Annotated in this window: 19 protein-coding genes; 6 read left to right on the forward strand and 13 right to left on the reverse strand. The window is 44.1% G+C overall.

What is annotated here, in order from left to right:
• The first annotated feature begins 149 nt into the window (after positions 1–149).
• Both GWR21_RS29305 and GWR21_RS29310 read left to right on the forward strand, forming a co-directional pair.
• On the forward strand, positions 150–1172 hold the full coding sequence (locus GWR21_RS29305) for a CBASS cGAMP-activated phospholipase (RefSeq protein ID WP_162335242.1): 1023 nt from the start codon (positions 150–152) through the stop codon (positions 1170–1172).
• Complete coding sequence (locus GWR21_RS29310) at positions 1169–2044, forward strand: nucleotidyltransferase domain-containing protein (protein ID WP_162335243.1); 876 nt, start codon at positions 1169–1171, stop codon at positions 2042–2044. Before GWR21_RS29305 ends, GWR21_RS29310 begins: the two co-directional genes overlap by 4 nt.
• Here the strand turns inward: GWR21_RS29310 and GWR21_RS29315 are convergent.
• The 7 genes from GWR21_RS29315 to GWR21_RS29345 all read right to left on the reverse strand — a co-directional run bounded on the left by GWR21_RS29315 (position 2038) and on the right by GWR21_RS29345 (position 12896).
• Entirely contained in the window at positions 2038–3852 is a 1815-nt protein-coding gene (locus tag GWR21_RS29315; protein WP_162335244.1) for an O-antigen ligase family protein, read from the reverse strand. The genes GWR21_RS29310 and GWR21_RS29315 overlap by 7 nt on opposite strands.
• A gap of 2 nt (positions 3853–3854) precedes the next feature.
• Positions 3855–5318, reverse strand: coding sequence for a TolC family protein (locus GWR21_RS29320; protein WP_162335245.1), 1464 nt, complete (start codon positions 5316–5318; stop codon positions 3855–3857).
• A 4-nt stretch (positions 5319–5322) separates the two neighbouring features.
• Positions 5323–8355, reverse strand: coding sequence for an efflux RND transporter permease subunit (locus tag GWR21_RS29325; RefSeq protein ID WP_162335246.1), 3033 nt, complete (start codon positions 8353–8355; stop codon positions 5323–5325).
• Positions 8352–9458: an efflux RND transporter periplasmic adaptor subunit gene (locus GWR21_RS29330; RefSeq protein ID WP_162335247.1), complete on the reverse strand. Its 1107-nt coding sequence runs from the start codon at positions 9456–9458 to the stop codon at positions 8352–8354. Before GWR21_RS29330 ends, GWR21_RS29325 begins: the two co-directional genes overlap by 4 nt.
• A 5-nt stretch (positions 9459–9463) precedes the next feature.
• Complete coding sequence (locus GWR21_RS29335; protein WP_162335248.1) at positions 9464–9946, reverse strand: hypothetical protein; 483 nt, start codon at positions 9944–9946, stop codon at positions 9464–9466.
• Positions 9946–11124: a DUF4221 family protein gene (locus GWR21_RS29340; RefSeq protein ID WP_162335249.1), complete on the reverse strand. Its 1179-nt coding sequence runs from the start codon at positions 11122–11124 to the stop codon at positions 9946–9948. The genes GWR21_RS29335 and GWR21_RS29340 overlap by 1 nt, the downstream gene beginning before the upstream one ends.
• A 368-nt stretch (positions 11125–11492) precedes the next feature.
• Positions 11493–12896: a TlpA family protein disulfide reductase gene (locus tag GWR21_RS29345; protein WP_162335250.1), complete on the reverse strand. Its 1404-nt coding sequence runs from the start codon at positions 12894–12896 to the stop codon at positions 11493–11495.
• Between the two features lie 69 nt (positions 12897–12965).
• Between GWR21_RS29345 and GWR21_RS29350 the strand changes: the two genes are divergently transcribed.
• The 3 genes from GWR21_RS29350 to GWR21_RS29360 are packed head-to-tail and all read left to right on the forward strand — an operon-like array spanning position 12966 to position 18574.
• The gene (locus GWR21_RS29350; protein ID WP_162335251.1) at positions 12966–15941 is read left to right on the forward strand and encodes an efflux RND transporter permease subunit; all 2976 of its coding nucleotides are present in this window, start codon (positions 12966–12968) and stop codon (positions 15939–15941) included.
• 10 nt (positions 15942–15951) lie between these two features.
• Positions 15952–16986 (forward strand): glycoside hydrolase family 18 protein, encoded by a 1035-nt coding sequence (locus GWR21_RS29355; RefSeq protein ID WP_162335252.1) that lies wholly within the window; start codon positions 15952–15954, stop codon positions 16984–16986.
• Positions 16979–18574 (forward strand): alpha/beta hydrolase, encoded by a 1596-nt coding sequence (locus GWR21_RS29360; RefSeq protein ID WP_162335253.1) that lies wholly within the window; start codon positions 16979–16981, stop codon positions 18572–18574. Before GWR21_RS29355 ends, GWR21_RS29360 begins: the two co-directional genes overlap by 8 nt.
• Positions 18575–18745: 171 nt before the next feature.
• Here the strand turns inward: GWR21_RS29360 and tnpC are convergent, their stop codons facing one another.
• The 4 genes from tnpC to GWR21_RS29380 form a co-directional block, all read right to left on the reverse strand.
• Positions 18746–20236 carry an IS66 family transposase gene (gene tnpC, locus GWR21_RS29365; RefSeq protein ID WP_162335254.1) on the reverse strand — a complete coding sequence of 497 codons (1491 nt, stop codon included), beginning with the start codon at positions 20234–20236 and terminating at the stop codon, positions 18746–18748.
• A gap of 49 nt (positions 20237–20285) precedes the next feature.
• The gene (gene tnpB, locus GWR21_RS29370) at positions 20286–20642 is read right to left on the reverse strand and encodes an IS66 family insertion sequence element accessory protein TnpB (protein ID WP_262888477.1); all 357 of its coding nucleotides are present in this window, start codon (positions 20640–20642) and stop codon (positions 20286–20288) included.
• Positions 20643–20975: an IS66 family insertion sequence element accessory protein TnpA gene (tnpA, locus tag GWR21_RS29375; protein WP_162335256.1), complete on the reverse strand. Its 333-nt coding sequence runs from the start codon at positions 20973–20975 to the stop codon at positions 20643–20645.
• 71 nt (positions 20976–21046) lie between these two features.
• Entirely contained in the window at positions 21047–21322 is a 276-nt protein-coding gene (locus GWR21_RS29380) for a hypothetical protein (protein WP_162335257.1), read from the reverse strand.
• Between the two features lie 285 nt (positions 21323–21607).
• Here GWR21_RS29380 and GWR21_RS29385 point away from each other — a divergent pair, with 285 nt between their 5' ends.
• Positions 21608–21859: a hypothetical protein gene (locus GWR21_RS29385; RefSeq protein ID WP_162335258.1), complete on the forward strand. Its 252-nt coding sequence runs from the start codon at positions 21608–21610 to the stop codon at positions 21857–21859.
• Positions 21860–22173: 314 nt separating this feature from the next.
• Here the strand turns inward: GWR21_RS29385 and GWR21_RS29390 are convergent, their stop codons facing one another.
• Positions 22174–23229: an acyltransferase family protein gene (locus GWR21_RS29390; protein ID WP_162335259.1), complete on the reverse strand. Its 1056-nt coding sequence runs from the start codon at positions 23227–23229 to the stop codon at positions 22174–22176.
• A gap of 273 nt (positions 23230–23502) precedes the next feature.
• Positions 23503–24597, reverse strand: a complete 1095-nt coding sequence (locus tag GWR21_RS29395) for a baeRF3 domain-containing protein (protein ID WP_162335260.1) — start codon at positions 24595–24597, stop codon at positions 23503–23505.
• Between the last annotated feature and the right edge of the window lie 97 nt (positions 24598–24694).

Raw genomic sequence — 24694 nt, forward strand, 5'->3', positions numbered from 1 at the left:
TTTTCCTAATATCAAGCAATCGTAAATTAAACATTAAGCTGTCGTTCACGGATAAACGTATAGTGCATTCAACACATACAAGACTTTTCTAATCGTATCAGTTAATTCTTTATTTTCGAGCAACTAATACTTATTTGAGTATCTAAATTATGCAGGCAGATCAACCATTCAAGATCCTCGCTATAGATGGCGGGGGCATCAAGGGACTTTACAGCGCATCCATTCTTGCCCGTATTGAACAAAAGACAGGAAAGAAAATTGGCGATCACTTCGATATGATCTGCGGCACCTCAACGGGAGGGCTTATTGCATTGGCATTAAGTACAGGCAAGCCCGCCCAGGAAATTGCAGACATGTATTTCAACAGGGGCCGGGAAATTTTCACGGTATCTGAGATCAGACCTATACGATGGCTGCAACGCAGATGGCAATTTATGTGTCAGTTGCTAGGATATGGAAAGTTTTCAGCCGACCCATTGAAGCAAATCCTGTCCGACATGTTTGAAGAAAAGACGATGGGCCAGGCCAATAACCTGCTGTGCATCCCCAGCTACAATTTGATCAGAGGCATGCCCCGTGTATTTAAGTATCCCCATGCGGAAGGTGGCTTCTTCATGGACCGCGACATCAAAATGGTCGATGTTGCACTGGCTACCTCCGCTGCGCCGACCTACCTGCCCATCCATGAGCACAACAACATTTTATATGCAGATGGCGGTCTATGGGCCAATAATCCGGCTCTATGTGGTTTATTGGAGGCACTGGATTTCTTTGTCGGTCCCGATAAGCAATTCAGCAGCTTCAAGATACTGTCTGTCTCCAGTGTAGCACAGCCAAGCGGGTGGGCCTCCACTTCCAAGCGGCACAGGTCTTTCAGGCATTGGGGCAACAAACTGTTTCAGGCGTCAATGGATGGCCAGGCTTATTTTAATGACTTCTTTCTAAAAAGAATCATCAATAACATCCAGCCATCAGGTACCTATTACCGCATTCCTCCGCCAGCACTTTCCAAACAACACATCGGATTGATCGATATGGACATTGCTCACCAAAAAGCCCTAAAGACCCTGAAGGCAATGGGTGACCAGGATGGTTACCATTACGCCATTCAAAATGAAGTATTAGAATTTTTTGATCACCCAAAAATTTACCAAACCAACCCAAAACCATGAACATTACTGAAAATCAACTGATCGCCTGGTCACGGCCAGTTAGCGACTCCGAAGACGCGATGTGTCAGAGGGCCATTACACAAATCACTGAAGCATTGCGGGCAAAATTCGGCACCAAAGTATCTATATTCCTGCAAGGCTCTTACCGCAACAATACCAACGTCCGTAAAAACAGTGACGTGGATATCGTGATGCGCTTCGATGATGCATTTTATTCCGATCTTGTTAGGCTAAACGCAGCAGATGCCGCGATTTACAACGCAAGGCATACAGACTATGGTTATAATTTCACGCAACTGAAGAACGATACAGAGCAGGCGCTACGCATCGTTTTTGGCGATGATGTCAAACGTAAAAACAAATGTATTGAAGTAAGGGGTAACACTTACCGTGTAACAGCAGACGTGATCCCCTGTTTTACTTTAAGACGACCAGCAAACCTTGAAAGAATTGAAGCAGAAGGTATCAAATTCTATAGCGAAACCAATCAGGAAATCATCAGCTTTCCCAACCAGCATTACGAAAACGGCACGTCCAAGACTAATAACACCTACCGTTTATATAAAAGAATGGTTCGCATCCTAAAGGTGATCAACAATCGCCTTATTGATGATAATAAAATATCAGACAAACTGGCCTCGTCATTTTTCATTGAGTGTCTGGTGTACAATGTTCCTGATCATTATTTTATCAATGGCAATTACACCCAGACCCTACGCAACGTGATTAGCAAGATATATGAAGACATGCAAGCCAACGCCAACTACAAAGAAGTTAGCTGCTTGCTATGGCTTTTTGATAGCCGATCACCAAGAACTCATAAAGATGCTTTGGACTTCATGCAGCACTGCTGGAATTTCGTAGGCTATTGATCGGTTTTTCCCTCAATAAATAACCGCGCTTCTTCCTTGATCCTGGTGACCGTTGGTGAAGGAATTTTAACAGGCATAGTAATGATGTACTTTGCTACATTCTTTGCTTCAACATGCCTGTTCATGCGCTGAAGCAGCTTCATTTGTTCATACCTCGGTCCGAACTTTGAAGGGAGGTAATACGAAAGATACCGGAATCTATTAAGCGCGTTAGCATAGTCGCCTTCTTCAGCATAACAATTCGCGAGTTGCAGACTGTTCTGATACCCTCTATAATAACAGTGACTATCACTGAAGCATTGTTTTGCGCGGGGCAACTCGCCATATTCCAACAGCACCATACCCATACGCGTTAATGCTTTTCCGTCTCTGGATAAATTGATGCTGACATCCCTTTCCAATGCCGATAGTTCTGCTGGCGATAAGTTATGCATGTTTTCAGCTATGGTCAGATTTGCTATCGCGCAAACCTGGCTATAATTCTTCACACCGCAAAATAGCACCAGGGCAGATATGACTACAAGAATAGGATACCTCAGTCTTGCATCAGATCTCAGGAAGATACTTGAATCAGCGTCATAGCTGCCCTTGAGCACAAACAGCACCAGAAGCATCAAAAGCGGAGTACAGTGAAAACTATAAAATGTAAATCCTGAAATCAAAATAGCTGCAACCGTTATCTTCAGCGTCCAGGCCAGCCTTTCCCCAGGATGGCCATTAGAAGACCGGAAGAAAATAAATAAGGAGCCTGCCAAAAGTAGCATTCGCAAAATTCCAACTTCGCAAAGCAGCTGTACATATTCATTGAACGCATTGATCGTCTCCCCGGCAGAAAGAAAATAAGCGGTTGGAACTTTATGATGTGTCTGAAAATATTCAGCCTGCCATTGTGGATACCAGTAACTAAATGTGCCTGGTCCGGTACCCAGGAGAGGACGATCCTTAATGTGCTGCCAGCACACTTCCCAAATGAGCATTCTTCCTTCAGCCGACTGGTATTTTAGATGATAAAGCGAATGAATTGCCCACAAACCAAATCCAATTATGATGATCCCTATAAAAGCGGTGAGTGCTTTGTGTCTCATTACCCATACCCAGGCAGCCCTTCCGTATGCGCTCAGTCCCATGAGTCCATTGATCACCATCAAAGTCAGAATTGAAGTGCGGGAAACGGTGATGGCAAGCAATCCTAAAATCAGCAGTGTAATCAGAAGATATCCGCCGATGGATACCCATTTTCCAAACCGATGCCCGGCTGGGACTATCACACAATAAACGATGATAGGGAAAGTAGCCACCAGAAAAACAGATAGTGCGGCAGAGTTGTCAAAATAGCCTGTTATTGCCAGCGATAACGGTATACTTCCATGATCAGCAAATACCTGTAGGTAGGCTTTCCCAATCTCCACCGCCGCAGAGACAATGATGAAATATAGAAAGTATTTGATCAGGCGGCCTTCCACATGGAAAAGAAAAATGTACCCAGCCAGAGCAGCGCAATACAAATTGTACAGGTGCTCGTTACCTGAATATAATATTGGTGAATCATAATAAGACAGCAACAAAAAGAAAACGATTACCACTATGTAGCAGATGCGGAACAGGCTAAAGTCTTCCTCATCTACCACGCTCCAGATCAGGAAATTAAGAAATACGCCACTACACACAGCAAATAGTGGATAATGTGCAGACTGGTCCAGTTCCAGATTTGTCGTGTACGGATAAGCTGTGAGGTAGTAACCAAACAGGCAACAACAGCAGATCAGGCCCAAGTATTTATATAGCCAGTTGAGAATCTTAGTTACCATGATCAATCATTCGTTTCAGCAATAGCTTTTCCAATAACCGGATCAAAGCCCGTCAGCTTACGGAATCCAAAATGACCCTTCCAGTATTCCCGCAACGCAGCAGTATATTTTTTTCTGGCTGCGTCTCGTTGAGCCTGCGCGATCGACAATTCAGTCACCGTATACTTGCCCGCCTGATAATTAGTCAGGGCAAATCCATATCGATTTTCTGCAACTTTTTGCACCTTCTGTCCCTGGAGTACATTATTCTGTAAGAGCACCAGGCTTTCGACAAGTGTGGTTATTTGTTGAGCAAGCGTGCTTTCATCAAGCATGTTTTGGTATTGCTGGAGCTTAAGGTTCGCTTTCGCAGTGCTGATTTTTGCGTTACGGCGGCCCCAGTCTACCATTGGGATGTCAAACTCGACACCTACTGTGGTCTGCGATTTCAAATCTCCGTATGCACCGGCAAACCGTAGATCACTGTTATTATATCCCATTGTGGCCGCCACATTCACCCCGTATTTTTCCGCCTTCGACCTGGCGAGTTCACCTTGCGCCTCCAACTGCTTTCTTTCAAAGGCAATGTATTCAGGCCGGTTTTTTTTGGCAAATGCCAGTGCCTGCGCAGCGTCCGGATAATAAACGGTAGCCAGTTCCGGCATCAGCACCTCAAAATCTTCAGCCGCTGTAATTCCCGCGAAAACCTTCAGGTCCAGCCTCGCTATTTTGAGTTGATATTCCGCAGTCTTCAAAGTTTGTTCGGCCTCCAGCACCTGCAATTCAAGTTGCGTCAGCTTGTCCTGGTTGGTTGTACCAAGGGCGATGCGTTTAGTTTCGACATCATAATTTGCCTGGTAGTCCGATACGTTTTGCCGGGATACTGTAATGTCGTTCTGCGCCTCAAGAACATTAAAGTAAAGGTCTGTGGCTTTTAGCCTTATCTCTTCCATTTCTACAGAAAAAGCCTTTTTTGCTTCAGCGAAACGCAGGGGTTCGATCTTCCTCGCCCAGCGCATAGCATTAAAGCCTCCTAGCGGCTGATTTAGGGCAAGAAATATAGGTGTAGCATTATACTGCTTGAAATTGGTAATATAGTCGTCAAATCGGCTCAAATTCGTGTTTAACGAGATTTGCCCGCCTGTGGCAGTAATGGCCTGGCTCAGGCTGAATCCTGCGGTGCTGAAATTCTGCTTAACCGGTATGAAAAGGATCTTGCCATCAGGCTGGGTAATGGGTGCATAAGATTTATTATACATCGGTACTGCGCCGCTAAAGCTGATCTGAGGTCGCCGGTCACTTTTATAGGTTTGAAATACATTGTTCGCAATCTCCTTTTGTGTTTCAGCCAATCTGGAGTGTATCGAATTGCTGGCCGCAATGCTCAGTACCTCTTCCAGCGTTAGCTTTTTTTGTGCAAAGATGGCAGGTCGGTAGAGTAGCAATGTTGTCATTAGGAACCACAACACTATATAAATCTGTCTCATGTCTTTAGATTTTTCCAGTCCATTTTTGAATGTACCAATAGGCCAGTGGGATGAACCAGGTGGTGAAAAACGTACCGATCGTAAGGCCACCAATGATTACAATAGCCATCGGTCGCTGCAAGTCGTTGCCGATCCCGCCAATAAAAAGGATAGGCAGGAGTGCGATACTCGTAGTGAGTGACACCATCAACAGGGGTTTAAGGCAGATTTCACCTGCTTCATGTATCATCTGGTGCAAAAGCGTTTCATCATATTCACGTCCTGCTTTTCTGTATTGGTCGGCAAGTTTGTTCAGCGTTTCAATTTTGAGCAGGGGATCATCAACGATGAGTCCCAACACCACGACAAAGCCTATGGCCGACATCACGTTGAAAGTCCCCCCGGTAATCAACAACAGCAGGCAAGCACCCGCAACGCCGAGCGGAATGGTGAGCATGACGATCACGGGTTGTACAAAGCTCTCAAACTGGATCGCCAGGACTGTGTACAACATCACCAGGACAATCAGGAAGATGAGGGACAATTGTCGCATTAACTGCCGGTTTTCAAAATACTTCCCCGTAAAATCGACATCGTATCCAAGGCTTCTGGCTTCAGCAGTAATTTCATTCAAGATGGCTTTGATATCAGGTTGTTCAGATAACGCGATGGATCGGTAGGTGCCGTCTTTGTCTGCACTGATGGCAGAAAATTGCAAGACCGGTTCAAAACGAATGAACTTTCGTATGGGATAGGCGATCCCCTCGCTGTTTCTGACAACCGCGTCCAGCTTTTCTTCAACCGAGCCGCTTGCTTCGGTCACCAAAACACGAGTTTTATCACCTGTGGCATCCACCGCACCCGCCTCAGCACTTCCAAACAACACCTGTAATTGCTGATCTATCTCGGCCCGGTTGATTTGATACCGGTTCATTGCCTCCATATCCAATACGCCACGCATAGCCGGTTCGCGCATCATCGATGGCTCTGGAGCATATTGAACGCGATTCACTTTAAGCCAGTCCGTCAGAATATCAAGATTTTGTGCTGAGCCTCCTTTAACCAACGGTTTGAATTTAACCCTGACATAAGGCTCATCATTTACGAACAACTGTGTAAACGCGTTCGGAGCATCGAGAATATTAAAGGTGCATTTAGGATACCTGACCAACTGCTGTTTCACCATCCGGTCAGCCAGTAGCTTTTCCTTTTCAGAGGCGCATTCATAATAAACGTTTGCCTGATAGATGGTCGTTCCGTCCTGCTGAAAAATATATTGTGTGGCACCCACATCACTTTCTGAAACTGCAACCACGGGCGATAGCTTTGCAATCAGCGCCAAGGAGCGGGCCTTGTTTTCCTGCAAATCAAGCGGCTCGTTCCAACTGATCTTGATCAGACTTTCTTTTTTTTCGATAGCCGGTAGGCTTTCAAACGGAATGAAAAAGGCCAGCCCAACACCCAAGGCGATTACAAGTAGTGTAATCGCAAAGAACAGCTTACGTTTCAATAAGACAAACGAAATCATGCTGTGGTACCGGTTCCGTACAAAAGTGTAAAATACAGTATCCTGCTTCAACCGCTCTGGCGGAGACTTCAGCAAAAGTTTATAAAGCACGGGTGTCAATACGAATGCAACCAATAAAGAGACAAACAGCGATATGGTCAGTGCTATACTTTGGTCCATCACCAGCGCTCCGGAAAGTCCGTTGAGTATCACGAGCGGAGCATAGACCACCACCGTGGTCAATACCTGGCTGATCACGGGTACCGCCATTTCATTTGTACCCCTAATTGCGCTGTCAGTTACTGAAAGCCCGGCAATGCGCTTGCGCGTAATCTCACCGATCACGACAATGGAATTGTCTATCAGCATACCAATGCCCAGCGCAAGACCGGACAGGGAAATGATGTTGAACGAAAGGCCAAACAGTTGAAAGAAGATAAAGGTGATCAACAGCGATATCGGAATGCTGATACTCATGAGCACAGGTGATGCCCAGTTACCGAGAAATAGAAACAGTAAACCGATGGTCAGCGCTCCACCGAGTATAATATCTTGCTTTACATTGTCTATACCAGCATCAAGCAAAAAGCTCTGGTCCTGAGAAATGTTGAAACGTGCCTGGGGATACTGTTTCTGAAAAGCACTGACCAAACTTCTGATCATTGGCAGCAATTCATTCATGCGGCTTTTGGCTTGTGCCTGAACAGTAACTACTACACCAGGCTTCCCATTGTATAGATGATAACCGGTAAGCTGGTCCGTGTCCATTTCTACGCTGGCAATTTCTTTCAGTTGCACGGGCTGGCCTGATAAGCCTTTGACTGAGACATTACCTAAATCGCTCACGGTACGGACCTGGTTTTCCAGTCTGATGAAATACTGGTATTGCCCGTCTTTGAGGTTCAGACCGCCAATTTCCATATTTGAAAGTCTCACGGCCTCCAGCAAGGCAGATGTAGTTATACCAAAGGCATTCATCCGGTCCCTGTCAGGCTTCAATATGGCAACAGTACCTCGTTGTCCATTCATGTCCACTACCGAGACACCGGGCAGCTGCTCCAGCCGCCGCTTCAAAACTTTTTCTGTGAGATCCGACACTTCCTGATAGGTTGCATCTGAAACAGGCACCACCTGGATACGGACAACAGGTATATCGCTGGTATTGATGCGGACTACCTGCGGACGGGGCATATCAGGCGGTAGCCGCCCAAGCAGTCTATCCATCTTTTCATTTACCTCGATATATGCCAGCGACATGTTCGCACGGTAATCGAAGTCCAAATACACAGTTCCCAGGTGGTTAGATGCTTCTGAATGTAAGCCGGTTAAATCATCTACCAAAGACAGTTGTTCCCGGATAGGCTTCAGCACCTGATCTTCAACCTGTCTTGCGGAAGCATTAGGGAAATTGACCTTAACGATCATTCGTGGTACATCAATAGCGGGCAACAGGGATACAGGCACCTGAAAAATGAGTACCAGGCCAAATGCCATCAAAGCGGCGAATAAAACCAATATGGCAACTGGACGGTTGATGAAATATCCGATCATTGGCTTTCTTCTTTCACGGCAGATTCGTGTACCAATTGGAGATTGTTGGTGATGATCACTTTTTCTCCGGCTTTTAGCCCCCCGGTGATCTCGACCTCCTTACCGTTATCATGTCCGATGCTGACATCATTCCAAATGGCCTTTCCGTTAGCATAGGTAAATACGACAGGCTTTTCATTACGCTTTACCAATGCCGCTTTAGGAATTACAATGCCTTCAGCTACCCGCGCATTTACCAGAGCAGAGCAGTGCATGCCGGGGAAAAGCCTTGCGTCCGCAGGAGACTGCATGATCTTTATCCGCAGCGTGACCATGCCATGCGCATTCACATAGGGATCAATATTTTCAACAACTCCCTTTATCATCGCATTCCGTTCAGATACCGGAAGCAGATCACAGACAAGGCCGGGTTTCAAAATTTTAAAGTCTGTTTCCATTACTTCAGTTTCCACATAGAGGTCATGGTCTGTATAAAGTGTAAACAGTCTTTCTCCGGCACTTAAATGCGAACCCTGCTGCACGAGAACACCACTCAGTACGCCGTTGAAAGGTGCTTTTATGATCGCATGATTCAACATTTCCCTCGTCTCCCTGATATCCTGTTCAGCGACAGCCAGCCCGGTTGCAATGCGCAATTTCTTCCGGATGGAGTCCTGTTCTTCCAGTGGCCTGCCTTTTAGCAATTCCTGATAGCCAAGGAGCTGGCTTTCGTATTCCCTGCTGGCATTGAATCGCGAAAGTTCGGCACGTTCCAGCTTCATTTTGATCAATGCCTGATCCAGGACCGCAATCGTATTTCCTGCACCGTAACGCCTGCCGTTAGCACCTGCAAAGACAGCTATCTTTCCTGCTGTTTCCGAAATGAAAATTTGTTCGCGGGCGGCCCTGATTTTGCCTTCTGTCTTCAGATGATACTCAAAAGGTTGCCGTTTCGCTTCCGCCGTTTTCACGGTGGTTATTGCATCGGAAACCTGAACCAGTGACGTATCCTGATCTGTAGAACTATCACGGGCGCTTCTTGCCTGGTTGCAGGCATGCAAACCAACGGTGGCAAGAATGAAACCCGCCAGATAACTTACAGCCGAATGTTTAAATGGGAACATTTGAATCAATTCACTTCTTTATGTAATGCTTCCAGCTGCGCGTCCACTTTATCTGGTTCTACTATCTGTGGCTTATTCATTTTGCCGTCATTGTAGGTTACCAGCGTTACAAATCCATGGGTAAATCCCTCACGGATATACTGCTTTGCGGTATCCTGTAGAATGTTAGACGAGGAGAGTTCCGCTTCTGTATACTCGCTGGTCATTACACGCCTGGACTGCTCACTGGTCAGGATAAAGGTGATCCGATCATTATTCAGGTGCGCTTTGGAAAATTTGATGCACTTCTCTACGCACTTTCCGCAACCTCCAACAGGAATCAACAGGTAGTAATATTTTCCCGGCTTCGCAATCGTATCTTTCGTGAGTAATTCAAAGCGGCGTTGTGTTTCATCCTTAGAAATCTGCCTGTCTGCATTTCCACAGGCCATAGCAAAGCAGGCCATGCTCACCAGCAAGGCCGTATTGAATAGGGTATTGAGCTTCATTATTTCACGATTTTAAATTTGCTGTAAGAAATAAAGCCTTCGGAATTTTCGGGGTTTGCGCTGTGGTTGTTACTGATGTAAAGGCCATCCTGGCCGATGAAAAAATCACGGAAATAGTGGATCTTTGCTTTCAAATCAGTTTCACCTTTCACAGAAAAATCGTCCGCATCGAGGATCTGCACCGTGATCGGCTTGTCCAGCATCGCACTAAAGTAATCCATATACTTTTCATCCTTTTCTACCGGACGGAAAACAAAACGGTAAAACACATTTTGATAGGGATCATAACGTAAAAGATAATTCAGGTAAGCATTTTTAGCACCATTGTTTAATTCCTCCATGCTAGGCTCTTTGATGGAAGGGGCCGGTTGATAGCCTGCTACACCTGGCACATAGTGGGCAGTGACTTTCTCATCATTTGGATTGTAGGCATAAACAGAATCGCCAATCGGGAAGCTATAAGCAATTCCATTTCGGTACCTGCACACGGATGGCTCCCAATGGTACGGTGCCCAGTTGTCTTTTGGGTTCATGTAATCAGCCGGAAACCTGATCTGTTTGACCAGCTGAACCTTAGCCTCTTTAAGACTGTAATGGTAAACAGGCAGGTCTGTAAATACATACTTATCAGATTTTACTTTCAGGTTCATCACACCGAAGATCTGATCGTTCAAGATGATCGGCTTATTATTCACCGAAAACCACAATTCGCGTGACTGATCAAATCCAGGCAATTTCAACTCATAAGATGTCAGTCTTTTTCCTGAACTGTCCATGAGATACAAGGTGTGGTGATCATCGCCTCTCACCAGGATCGAATCAAAACTTTTGAAATCAGCAATGTAAAAATGCCCGATCCCGTTTCGGCCTTCAGTTTCAAAATGGATTCGTTTACTCAGACGTTTGGAATCCAGGTTGTAAATATTTAGATTATTGTTACGTTGATCGGTAACCGCAATGTAGTTAGAGTCCAGATGTTTGAAGTAGTCAACGTTGACGTATGTAGTATTAGGACTGATGGAATCTACAGGTATCTTCAGGTCACCGTCTTTAACGAGCTTCCAGGTGCCAATGTTATTGCGGTCATTGTTCTGAGCACGCTTGTCATTAGGCTGATTACAGGCACACAGCGCCATGCACAAAACAGCGCAGAAGGGTCGGGAAACAAAATTAAACATATTGAGTATTTATCAGGGGAGTTACAACAGGGGAAAAAATTATAGCAGGCTAGACTTGCTCCGCCTGCTATAATTAAAAATGTATTCTGCACATTACTTAGTGGCTGCAAGGGCAGCTTGAAGCGGTGCTGTAAGCGCAGATGCCTCCCGGAGGCCATAAACATTTTTGACTACCGTCATCGATCATAGCTTGTGCGCTTTGGGAGTACGCAATACCTCCGATAGCAGCTGCAACAACAGCCGCGAAAACTAACAGTTTTCTTTTCATAAAAGGTGTGAGTTGAATGGAGTTAAAAAATAGATACCGTTCCTCTATAGTGTACACGCAATTTAATTTTTTTCGTGGACACGAAAGCGTTAATAATAAGTTAACGACCTATTTTTTTTCGCAGATAATCAATTATTTGTGATGGTGGGAGCGCAGTGTTTTCAGCTACTTTTCCGTCTGGTCCAATGATTACATAATGCGGAAAGCCTTTGATTGAGTAAGCCGAAATGAGCTTATTTTTTTCAGATAAATCTGAGTATAAGTTCACACCAACTGGAGAAAACTTTTTCACTGCGGTCAGCCATTCATCGTGTTTACTTTCTGCACACACATTGACCAATAGTAGATCATCAGATAGTTTATCAAGGCCCAATTCCTTTTTCAGTGCCATATCACGGCGGCAGGGTATGCACCAGGTAGCCCAGAAATCCAGATAGATCCACTTGCCTTTGAAATCGGAAAGTGATACACGTCCGCCATCCAAGTCTGAGAAAGCAATATCTGGTACTTCGCTGCCGGATTTGAGAACAGCGGCTCCGTTTAATTCATTTGCCTTTTCATTCAGCATTCCCTGTACCAATACTGCATTGGCCATATCTTTCACCTTGGGTACAATCTGCTGCCAGAAGACAGTATATTCGGCCAAGGCTGAATGATTGCCTATAGTTGGTATCATAAACGAATACCAAAATGCCAGGAAGTTTTCCAGCGTATTTTCTGTGTAGCCATCAGTCTGCATCGCCTTCAGTGCTTTACCCAAGCGAGCGGTATAGCTTTCCTTATCATTATCTGCGCTCTTTTTAAAGTAGTAGAATGATAGATACATATAAAAATCAGCCTGGTAGTTCAGGTCAGCACTATCTGGCAGTTTCATTGGTATGCGCAATGTGCTGTCCAGTTTCAACAATGCACTGAAGTCCAGTCCTTTTTTGTTGGCAGCAATGAATTTAGCCGTTGTCGCCTGCATAGCGATCAATGTAATTTCCCGGCTATAGAAGTCTGACGGCAGTCGATGCTTCCATTGTTGCAGGTAAGCTGTTTCGACACGCTGAAAACTATCGACAAGTGTAAATATCCGTTTTTCAGACATCGTTTCCGGTAGCTGAAAAGTTCTGGAAGATGCAGACATATAGCCTAATTGCTTTGCCTTCGTCTCATAGTACAAAGCGGGACCAGTGAAGACTGGGCCGGATTCATCAAACTCAATCGTGAGCGAATCTTCCGGACGGATATATAACGTAAATGGTTTGAGCAAGTCTACATATAGCGTAGCCATGACCGGGTGCTCCAGTTGCAGGCTCATTGTTTCCCTGGACGTTACCGTAAGCGGTTCGCTTTTCAGTTGATTTGCAGGTAGGAAAGGCGCATAAAACAACTTCACAACTTTAGGGCCGGAACTGGATATAAAAGTGATCTGCTGTCCGTGCAAAGCTGCGCCCGGCAGTAAAACAGCAGGGAGAGTATAAACACAAAATCCTATAAGCCAGAAAATTAATTTTGTCATTATAAGCGTTTTAATCTAATATTAACGAATAAATCCCAAATAAGAACCGCTCACATTCTGCATTTTTTTATGACGTTTCTTACCCCTGTCAGACTGCTGCTGATTTACCTTGTATTTGCCATGATGGGCTTATTGGCATTGCCCTATATGCGGATCGATTTATTGCCCGGACAAATGGGCAAAAGTCTTACAGTGAACTATCAAACGGCAAATACATCTCCTGAATTGAATGAAAGCCGTTACACGAGCATGTTGGAGAATGGCCTTTCACAGTTAACGCAGATCAGGCACATGGAATCTGTTTCTACCGAAAGTGGCGGTGAGGTGGTGATTAGGTTTGACGCGGCGGCAGATTTGAAAGAGAAGCGTTTTCAAATGGCAATGCTGATCCGTCAGCTGTATCCTAAGCTGACAGTAGGAATCAGCTATCCAACAATTGCAAACACCACGACCGTAAGCAAAATGGAAAGTGAAGCCATTAGGGTATACATGATCAATGGTCCGGGAGATAGAAGCAAACTCCAAAAGCAGTTCAGCCCATTACTCCATAAATTTTTTCTTGCGATCAAGGACATTAGGGAACTTGAAATTATTGGTGCTCCAAAGCAGGAAATTTCAGTGACTTACAACAGGTCAAAATGTGCTGCATTCCACGTAACCAGCACGGAAATCAGACAAGCGCTGTCTGAGCAGTATCGATTGACGTTTCCCTGCATGATACGCGATGATCATGGACAGAAGCTTTTCATTACTATTGGCGAAAATAGCCCTACGCTACAAAGCCTTTCGGACGCTATGGTTGTAAATGAAAGCGGACAGGCGATAAAACTCGCTGCACTGGCAGAAATTTCACAGCACGAAACACTGATCACCGATTACTACCGGATCAATGGTCAAAATGCGCTAAACGTAAACCTTTACCCAAAGCCCGGATCGAATGCCCTGGCACTGAGTAAAAAGCTGGACTTAGCAGCGAATGAAATCAACAAGCAGCTGCCTCCAGGTTACAGCCTTAAACTGGTTTATGACAAAACGGCCTTCCTGCACGCAGAACTTCAAACCAACTACAAACGAAGTGCATTAGCCATTGGCATTCTTCTCGCATTCATCCTGGTAGCCTACCAAAGTATAAGATCGACCATCGTAATACTCAGCAGCCTGGTTGTAAATATCTGCATCGGGATATTGTTGATCTGTTTATTCCAGGTCAATATCAATCTTTATACCGTAGGCGGTGTCACGCTTGCGTTTGGCCTGATCATCGACAATGCAATTGTGAATCTGGATTATTACCAGCGCCACCGCAACCTCAAAATTCTTCCGGCCATGCTGGGCGCAAACCTTTGTATCATCACCGGGCTATCCATAGTTTACATGCTTCCAGATCAGGAAAGTAAAGATTACAATGACTTTTGCGCCATGATCATACTTTCGCTTTGTGCTTCGCTACTGGTGGCAGTAGGATTTACTCCAGCTGTCTCGTCATTGCTTCAGAACCATAAGCTCAATTTTAGTAGTCATAAGATACGTAGACGAATGTGGCGTTTGTACACCATTTACCAAAAATGCCTACAGACCCTCGCACCAGGGAAATATGCGATATCCGCAATATTCTTTGTATGTCTTGGAATTGGCTGCTATTTATTTCAAACTCATATCGGCGAAAGGTCCGGAATACGCAATCCGGATCAAACCAAATTATATCTGACCTGCAACCTGGCTGATGGTCATACAGCCCTTCAGATGAACGAACTCTTTCAGCCTATGGAAGATTATCTGAAACAACAAAAGGGGATTGATAAGTTCATCACCTATATCCAAAGCGGGCAATATGGCGGGATAGAAATATTCATCAAAAAGGATCATGTACACGGTACGTACACCGCCCAGCTTTATGATGCACTGGTATCCAGGACAAACGCGATTGAGGGCGTAAAATGGCAGCTGTGGGGATTGGGTAAGTTTCATAGTACCAGCAATCACCAGCAAGCCGCCAGCTACAGTGTATTGCTCAGAGGATATCACTATCAGCAGCTGGAAGATCAGGCCCATCGGCTCCGGCATCATCTGCAACAAAATAGCCGTGTGGTCCAGGTGAATGTGAATGCGCAGTACAGTATGCGCGACCGGGAAATGACGAGCAGTTCATTTTCTACCAATCCGGCCAATAGCCGACTGGTATACAATGCACTGCATGACTACCAGGCAGAAATCCAGCCTTTATTATTGGTACAGAACAATGGTGAATATAGTCCGGTATATGTCAGATCAGGCGGCTGGCAGGAACGCAGCCAGTTCGAGTTCCTTCATGACCCAGCTACACAGGATAGTATGCCCTTCAGCCTCAATCAGTTTGGACAGTTGGCCCGCGAAAAAGTCAGCAACAAAATATATAAGAAAGACAGGCAATACCTGCGCGTAGTCAGCTATAACTACCAGGGCGATGATCAATTTGGTAGCCAGCACCAGGCGCTTGCCATCCGTCAGTTCAATGTTGTAATGCCTGCTGGCTTCAGTGCTTCAAAGTATGCTTTCAATTTCAAGGAAGAAAATAAGGCGCTACCAGTATGGCCGCTTTGGTTACTGGTCGCGCTGAATTTCGTGATTACCTGTATGGTTTTTGAAAACCTGAAGCAACCACTGCTGCTGATCAGTCTCATACCACTATCTTTTACCGGGCTGTTATATGTGTTTGCGCTTACAGATCACTTTGTTGATCAGGGAGCATACGCAGCTTTTCTGATGCTTGGGTGCCTTGCTGTAAATGCAGGCATTTTTCTGATCAATGATTACAATCATAGTTCTAAGCGTTATTTCACTGACCCATACCAACGTCTCGCCAGGGCTTTCTTTGCAAGAAGCAGACCCATCGTGCTTACGATCATCAGCTGTTGTTGCGCGCTGTTGCCCTTCCTGTTTGACGGCGAGGACGTGATCTTTTGGTATTCCTTTTCTGTCGGTACACTTTCAGGCTTGCTTTTCAGCTTCCTCACGCTTTTCATTTACCTGCCACTGATGCTGGCACCAAGGTATTCAAAATCATAACTAAAGTAGCATGCGCTTAATTATTTTAGCAGCCGGTCTATTTGGTCTTGGATTGACCGTATACTTTGTAAAGGACCGCTTTAAGACCAACCGCACGATCCTCGGACAGCAAAACGCGATCTGGTCTGAAAGTATTTATTTCAGGGGCCATCAACCCACGACCAAAGTACCTTTAGGTGACCAGTACATCCAGGACTATGCTGGTGTACTCAAAGCGAACAATATCAAGTATGCTTACTTCTACGCAGGGCCTATAGGTAAGGACGGCCATCTTCCAGCATACGTTTTCTCGGACACAGCCAGAGCTTCTATCAGAAAATTCAGACAACTTTACCCGGAGCTGATCATACTTCCCTGGTGCGGTGGGATACAGCACAAAACGATTTATCTTGAAGACAGCACCTGGAGAATTACCGCCATTGGTGACCTCAAAAGGATGATCGATACTCTTGGTGTAACCGGCGTTCACTTAGACTTTGAGTATTTTATGCCGCAATATCAGCACTTAGATTCGGCTGTAGCACCGGGTAATGCCGGAGAAATGGCAGCTTACCCAGGCTACGTTAATCAATTTCACCGGCAATTGAGAGATAGTCTCCCCCAAGCCTTTATCAGTTCTGTCGTTACGTCAACCTGCCCGGCATCAATACACTGGAAGCGCAAAACCAGTTTGGATGAGTTGCGGGGCTTACTGCCGTATGTAGATCAGATTAGTTTTCTGTTTTACGATATGAATATACACGATAGCATTGCTTTCCGGCAATGTGCCATTCAGCAGGTGAAAGATCTCCAGGAACTGAAGAAAACCCATCCGGTGCAGATGTTAATTGCGATAGCTACCTTTCAGAATACGCCGGAATACCGTGAGTTTCACGACATGAAGGTAGAGAACATTATCAATACACTCAGTACCCTCAGAGATGTAGAAGCGATGATCAAACCAGACAGAGGAATAATAGATGGTATTTCGATCTACTGCGGCTGGGAAACAAATATCAACGAGTGGGAAGATATTGCAAACAACTGGACACAGTATCATGAATAGAATATTACAAGCATTAGTACTGGTCACCAGCCTTTCTGCAGGTTGTCAGCCCAGGAATACCCAATCAGATATAGCTGGAAGTAGCCTTTACAAAGAGACTGACCAAAATCTGTTGAAACTCCCGGACGGCAGCATCGTGTACATAAATCATTCTGGGAATGCTTACGCGCTGAACCAGGTAAAAGATGGGCAGTCGATGCCGATAAGCACGTTTAGCCACCCAGTGTTTTTTCCATTTTTGTACAATGGAGAAACCGCATGGCTGACCGACTCATGCGGCAACGAACTGTATACTTCAAGTAAAGCAAATTTTAACCGCATATCGGGCAATACCATCGACCGCATATACACCAGCAATACCGGCAGGTACCTGATTTATAAAAAGACAGATGAGGGGGTTTTCCTTTTTGACCAGCAGACGCAATGCGAAACCTTACTGGAACAACTCACAAATGAGTTTACGCATCTGGCTTTTGACCCAACTGACAGTATTGCCAGTTACAAGGATGGCGATGATCTGTTTATCTTGCACCTCCCATCTGCAATAACAGGAAAATTAGCTGTTCCATTATCCGGCGAAAAATTCAATCCTTGTCCGTTTGCAGGAAAAATCTATTTTGCTTGTCGGGATACTGCTCAGTTTACGGCCATCTATAGCTGCGACCTTTCAAGCTCCGAAATAAGTAAGGTTCACCAAACCTCCAACGAACTGCGTTTGCCAACTGTTACAGACACTAGCCTGTATTTTATTGAGATCATCAATAGCCAATACCTCTTACGCCGCAAAAGCCTGACCTCCGGAAAGGTTGATCAGATCACGGACAGGGGCGTAGTTTATACCTACATACCAGGAGAAAAACAGGTTTATTATAGTTATGCTGATATTAACAGTACTAAGAGCCTTTATAGTTATCGGTTGGATACACGAACAAGTGTTCCCATAGACAGCATCACCTTGTTTCCAGATCTTGAAGCAAAACCGTATGTAATAACTCCAGGGGATACTGTTCATTATCAAATCTCCAGTAACAAGGCAATTAGTCGGCCAGGGACAATTCTCTTTATTCATCCGGGGTTGCATGGCGATTATTCGCCAAGGTTTGAGCCTTTGTTGTATCATCTGGCTAACGCGGGTTATCTGATTATTTGTCCCAACTATCCTGGTTCAAAAGGTTATGGATATGATTATGAACATCAAAACCCTGAAGCAGCTGTAGAAATGCTGTCCAAAATGGCGCAGCAGATTCGCAGTCAGACCAGCAAACCTTTGTATTTGCTGACCTCCAGTTCGGGCAATATACTGGCAGAGCGGCTGCTTAATATGGAGAAATGCCAATTTACTGCTGCTGTTTCCCTGTTCGGCATTCCAGGAGCAGCACCTACCCCCAAAGTACCGGTGCTGTATCTTTTAGGTGAGAATGATCAGCAAATCAATTATGGCCGCCGTAAGGAACAGCTGAGCACTGCGGCAAAAAAGCATCCAATAAGTATTTACAGCTATCCCTGTGAGGGCCACTGGTTCAGGGATAACGCAAGCCTTCAAGATGCAAGTGAAAGAATCGTTAACCATTTCAAGCGGCAAGATTAGACTGCAAAACAGTCTCACCACTATGAGCGAACTTTGAACTGCAACGCAACACCACCTACTATACGCAAAAGGATGATTTTTGCTTTTTTCATGACCAAAGTTGTCAAACAACTTTAGTGTAAGTGTGTAAGTATCCGGTAGATAGCACCTATGTAATGATTTTGGAGAGCGTTACTTTTGCTTCGTGATCCAGATATGAGGTAGGAGCTCTTTGATTCTGTTGATAGGATGGTCGTTAATTACCATTAAAACGTCCTTTAGCCAAAGGCTGGGATTAATGTTATGTAGTTTACAGGTTCCGATCAGGCTGTAGAGCATTGCAATTCGCTTTGCTGATTCATGGCTCCCGGCAAGGAGGTAATTCTTTCGGCCTATAACAGTCGCTCTTATAGATCTCTCAGCCGCGTTATTATCTGGATGTAGCTTTCCATCATACACGAAGGCACAGAGTTTATCCCAGCGTTTTATACTATAGGCAAGGGCTTTTCCTATCGGGCTTTGTGGAAGTACCTGCTTGTATTGGTCTTCCATCCAGCTTCCTAATTCCTTCAGTATAGGTAAGGAGTGCTTCTGTCTTGAAGCTGCTCGTTTTTCATTGTCGTGATTTAACGCCCGGCTATCGCGTTCAATCTGATAGACGAGCTGTAACTGTTCCAATACATATTCTGCTCTTTCCCGGTCGCTGTAAATAGCGTCAGAGAAGTACCTTCTTGCATGAGCAAGACAGTGGATCAATGTTATATTATTGGTATCAACGATGCTATTATATGCAGAGTAAGCGTCTGTTTGCAGCGTACCATAAAAATCTTTCAGCATTTCTGCGGGTCCTTCCCGGCCACGCCCGGGTTGATAATCAAAGACAAGCAGCTTGTTAATACTATCCTGATAGAGCCAGTAATACCCCCGATGAGTGCTCCCTTTCTTATCCTTGTCGAGCACCGGTACCGATGTCTCATCAGCCTGCAAATAGTCAGCGTTGAGTACTTCTGTTACCAGCGCTCTGTAAATAGGAGTAATTAACGCAGCTGTCTTAGCAAAACCATCACTCAGCGTTGAGTATGGTAGCTTTATGCCATCTCTTTCCAGACGTTGTTGCTGGCGATGCACGGGGAGATGATCGCAGATCTTCTCAACAACCAGTTGAGCCAGTAAGCCTGGCCCCATCATCGATTTTGCAACTGGTAATGTTGGCAAAGGTCCAACAATAATTTTTGACGACGTCTCATTCGCAGATGGGAGAAGGTACTTGTTACGGATGTAACGGACTACATAAATTTCAGCGGGTTTGTATTCCAGCACTTCAGTTTCAGTGGTGCCAATATGTTTACTACCAGCTGGTATATGGTCTGGATCTATAATTACATCTTCTCTTCGTAAGTGAGATGGTATGGTATGACGGCTATCTCTGGCTTGAGTCGCATCTTGTTTTACAACTTTGACATAAGTCACCTTCTTTGCATCTAACACGTTGCAAACAGCAGCAGATTGTTCTGTTGGAATATCGAGTGCCAGTTGATTCTTATCTGCGGGAATAAATCGCTCCTGGCGAACTCCGAAAATCATCTTCTTGAGCTGATTCAATTCATGCTGCAGCTGCTCAACCTTGTTGATGGCAGACTCATAGAGCTGTTTGTAATCATTATCTTCTGCTGACGTACTCATTGCAATTGCAATGTTATCACATGTAAATCAATTATTTGTTAGCGCGATGTTAATGATCGGCAGATTGTCGAAAATACCGCCTGCGGTACTGGACTTTATCCATCTGAATGCCTTGCATAATAAGCATCAATTGTGTAGAAGTAAGCGAGGATTGTACGCCACCTGGTTTGGGAATCTCAAATGTTCCCTTCTCAAGCCGCTTGTAATAAATCGCAAATCCATCTTGCTGCCATTGAAGTAGCTTGATATGTGTAGCTCTGCGGTTAAAGAAAATATAGACATCTCCGGTTAAAGGATCCAGATGCATCTGTTGATTGACAATAGCCGCCAGTTTGTAAAAGCTATTACTTATCATGATTGGCTGAGTATACAGAAAATACCTGCATGAGGACGAGAGTGCCAGCATTTATTTACTGTTTAGTAGCTCTTTTAGCATGTCTGTATTGACCGCCGAATGAAAAATTATCCTGTTACCTGATAAAGATATCACCTCCGCGAATGGAAGTGCAATATCTGGTATACTCGCCTTAGAAGGTGTCAGCTGAATGAAATGTTTTCGTCTGGGAACTTTTGCCGGAGTGGCAAACTGCTTCCTCCAGTTCTTGAGCATGGAGATCGTGATTCCATGATTATCACAAAACACTTGCATCTTTACGTTTGACTGGCTCCATTGCATCGCGATATTCTTCTTCTCCGATATTGTAAATGAACGTATCGTGGAATTATTGGATGGTTGCATACAGGGCATATTTAAACAACGCAAACATAAACCCTCAGACTTACATGCCGAAGATGCTGTCTACCGGAACCTTACTTTATCGGAGACGATTGTAATTCCTCTAGCAACTTTTTACGTTCTGTGCCGTATTTATCAGCGAACTTTTTATGAAGCTCTTCTGTGATCTTTTCCTCGATATAACGTTCTTCCAGCTTATCAATCTTTTCTTCCAGTTCCGTAAGTCTTGTTTTAAGATGTTTAGTCGTCTCCTCTCTTTCTGCATTGATTGTAGTAACTAGCGTTCTCAATGGCAGCTGAAAAAGAGGGATATATTTTTCAGGAAGGGTTACCTCACTGAGAATAGTCATAAATCGGTCGTGGAGTTTAGCTGCGCTTATATGGCAATAACATTTGCTGCCATTATCATGCTCTTGCTGAGACGAAAAAATAAAGATTCCAATTTCACCTGGAAAGATATAATCATACATCAAATCTGCTCATCTAAGGCAGGGGTTGTCTGCCATTGATGATAATAGTCATTAGTTTCGATGACCAGGCTTCTTTTTAGAATAATTTTGAGTGCATAGATTTGAATGATAGAGCTGGTTGAGGGATGTATACGATTAATAATGAATCAATAAAATCTCAAAATTATGTGCCGTTTCATAGAGCGGATTGCCGCTGATAAGGGAATGCTTACAGAAGACGTACAGTGTATCGTTACCGCGGTTACGGGGTATCTTGTTAAAAAGGTGCCTGCCCTTGAGCAAGTAATCGAGGACGTTTTTGAGGATGCGGGAGAGGATCTGCTGAATGATCACATAGGAAAAATGATAATATCGATACAAAGAGACCAGTGGAAGGAGAAGTTCAAAGATTTCCTGGTTTATCCTGTTGGAAAATAGTAGTGTGGGCCGCAAAAGAATAAGTAATTCAGAAAGGATAACCCCGTTGAACAACAGGGTCAAAGGATAGAGACCGGGAATTTACTTCTTCACTAAAAACACAGGAGCCATACTGCTCTTTCAGACACAACAAAAACATTTGCCTACTACAAATCAGATGTGTTGAAGAAAAGAAGAACAGCTGCAGGTGTACTTGGCGAGTCTAAGCGAATGATGTTCCGTATTGTGCAGCAGTATTAACCGTAGGGCTGCATCGAAGAAGATAGAAAATAAATGGTCATCTGTTATTACCGGGCTGTATAAGTTGACACGCGTTATGAAGCAATCTCTTTCGGCCTTTTTTTCATCAATGGCGTCTCAAAATATTTGAATAACAGGGCAGAAACAGCCAAAGTGATTAGCAGGCCGGCTGCTTTTGAAAGTACTTTATGCTGTATGAGTTTATAAACAGTGAATAGTATAGGAATGTGGCTTAAATAGATAGAATAAGACCATGAGCTGATATTTTCTATCCATTTTGAGCATATGCTGAAAATTCCCTGAGGTTTAGGTAACATGCTCAATGCTGGTAACATTAGTGAAAAGCTCAGTGAGCTGATCACCAGTAAATACCTCCTCTCGATCGTAGCGCTGTTTAACGATCCCGCATGATAAATGCCTGCATATGCAATCACAAAAAGGATACAGCCTAATGAAAAGGCTATCCACTTTTTGAGGTTATTAAGTTCAGCGTTACATAACCAGAAACTTATCAATACGCCGCAGCCAATTGCATCCAGTCTGGCCAGTGTTACACCCCTGACACCGGTAGTGACTTCCTGATGCATTAGTATTTCCCGAATTATTGCTGAAAAGATAAAAATTACACTTAATGCGATAAGAAATGTCGATTTGCGTTGAGGAAGCGACCGGTTTATAATGAATAGTATCAATGGAAACAGGAGATAAAAAAACTCCTCCACACACAAACTCCAGGCCACTCCAAAAAAGCCATCCTGACGGCTTAGTAAATTCTGACCGAACCATAGGTGTTTACCCAGAACTGATAAGGGAGGGAAGCCCCCCGCAATAAAGTAATGGTAAGGCAGCATAAGAAGCAGAAAAAGATAGTAATTTGGTAAGGTACGCCACCATCGGCGTGACCAGAAGTTCATGACATGCCTGAAAGACCATTTGTTTGATGCTGAATAACTACGCCATAGAATTTGTCCGATCAGAAAGCCACTTAGACCAAAGAAGAGTTCTACTCCCCCAAAGCCAAGGTGATCAAGTTTCTTAAAGAAATGTGCTATTAACACGAGAGTAATAGCAAATGTGCGTGCGAAATCTAGTCCGAAGATACGGGAAGGTAGTGTGTGTGTCTTATACATAGGGGCATATTTATGTACTCAATAATCTGTCGGCAGGCGGGGTATGGTTATTCTACAGTTGTGTTAAATGAATTTCTATCTTTTTCCTGGAAAAAACAAGAGGTGGGAATACATGTTTTTAACTTGAAGTTATTGAAAAATATTATGTGTATTAATGAATGTATGTGTGACAATATATTCTACAGGTACTAAAGGAGCAGATATACTCATTACCTTAAGTAGCAAGGAGCATATTGCCAGAGCAAAGCGGCAACTGATTTACAGGATTGGGGGTCAATGAAAACCTGCCAGCGCTATATGATGATAAGCCTCCAACATACCATCGTCTACAAATTTGATATCCCCACCGTTTGACAATATTTGCGCTATTATTTCATCAACAGCGTCGATGCTATCGGTAGTGGTATTTTCGGATTCTTTCGTAAATCCAGGCTTTGTCAATACTCCGGGTCGCGTTTGAAATCTATAGTTTTGTTCTATTACCAGCAAGCGCCCATTTTTCTGAAACGCCTTTTTCCATACATCTTTTATTCCGCATGCCAGCTTTCCATTATCAAACAGTTCCCGCAGCTGCAATAAAAGATGGGTATCTCTTACCTTTTTCCAGTCTGAAACGGATGGTCGAAGCGAAGACTTTAATTGATAGATGTCAGCATCATCAAAGTTGCCATGGATATAGTTAACAATCCGGTTTCTATGATGGCTGATTTTAGAGAAATGCCCCAACATCTTTTCTGTTCCTAAAAGGAATATCGGTAAGTCGTAGACCTTGAGGAATTTTTCCAGTTTTGAATCAATATAACGTAACCATTTTTCTGTAGCAACGTCTTTGGATGAAGAAGGATCAGAGAAGTTACTTACCCTTTCCGGTAAATCGTATTGGATATCGTCAATGTCTTTCGTCTCAAGATTGATAAGAGTCGTAAACTCTGATGTATTTCCCAGAATGATCCGGCTATTTGCCTTGCTTAGCACCAACACAAGATATTGTTGCTGTTCCTTAATGTTTTTGACAAAATCTCGTATCTTAAAAGGTTGATCAACATACAGCTGACTTTCTACCGGCGTGTTGAGGTAATATATGTGCTCAGAAACCGGAGATGCATATATCACTACCCCTTTCCGGCTACCTGATATATTTACGGATTTTATCAGGGTTTTCAATTTGTTATCCATGAGTGCTATTGTGTCGTCTGGATAATTGCGGTGTTTTAGCTCTTTTTCAATGGCAGTTATCGATAACTGCAGGTGAAACGCCAACTCTTTCCGGGAGCCCGGTTTGGTTTCTATCGGCATGATAATGGAAACACTTGGCCGATCGGTAGAGGAAATTATATCCATCAGGTCTTTATTCATTTTCGGTTTCATGGTAAAATGTTTGTTTTCAATAATAATGGTTCTTCTATTTCTAAGCTGTCGTATCGCACACAAATAATCGATGAGTATAGTCAAGCAGTTGAATGAC

It is taken from the genome of Chitinophaga agri (assembly GCF_010093065.1).
In the GTDB taxonomy this organism is placed as follows: domain Bacteria; phylum Bacteroidota; class Bacteroidia; order Chitinophagales; family Chitinophagaceae; genus Chitinophaga; species Chitinophaga agri.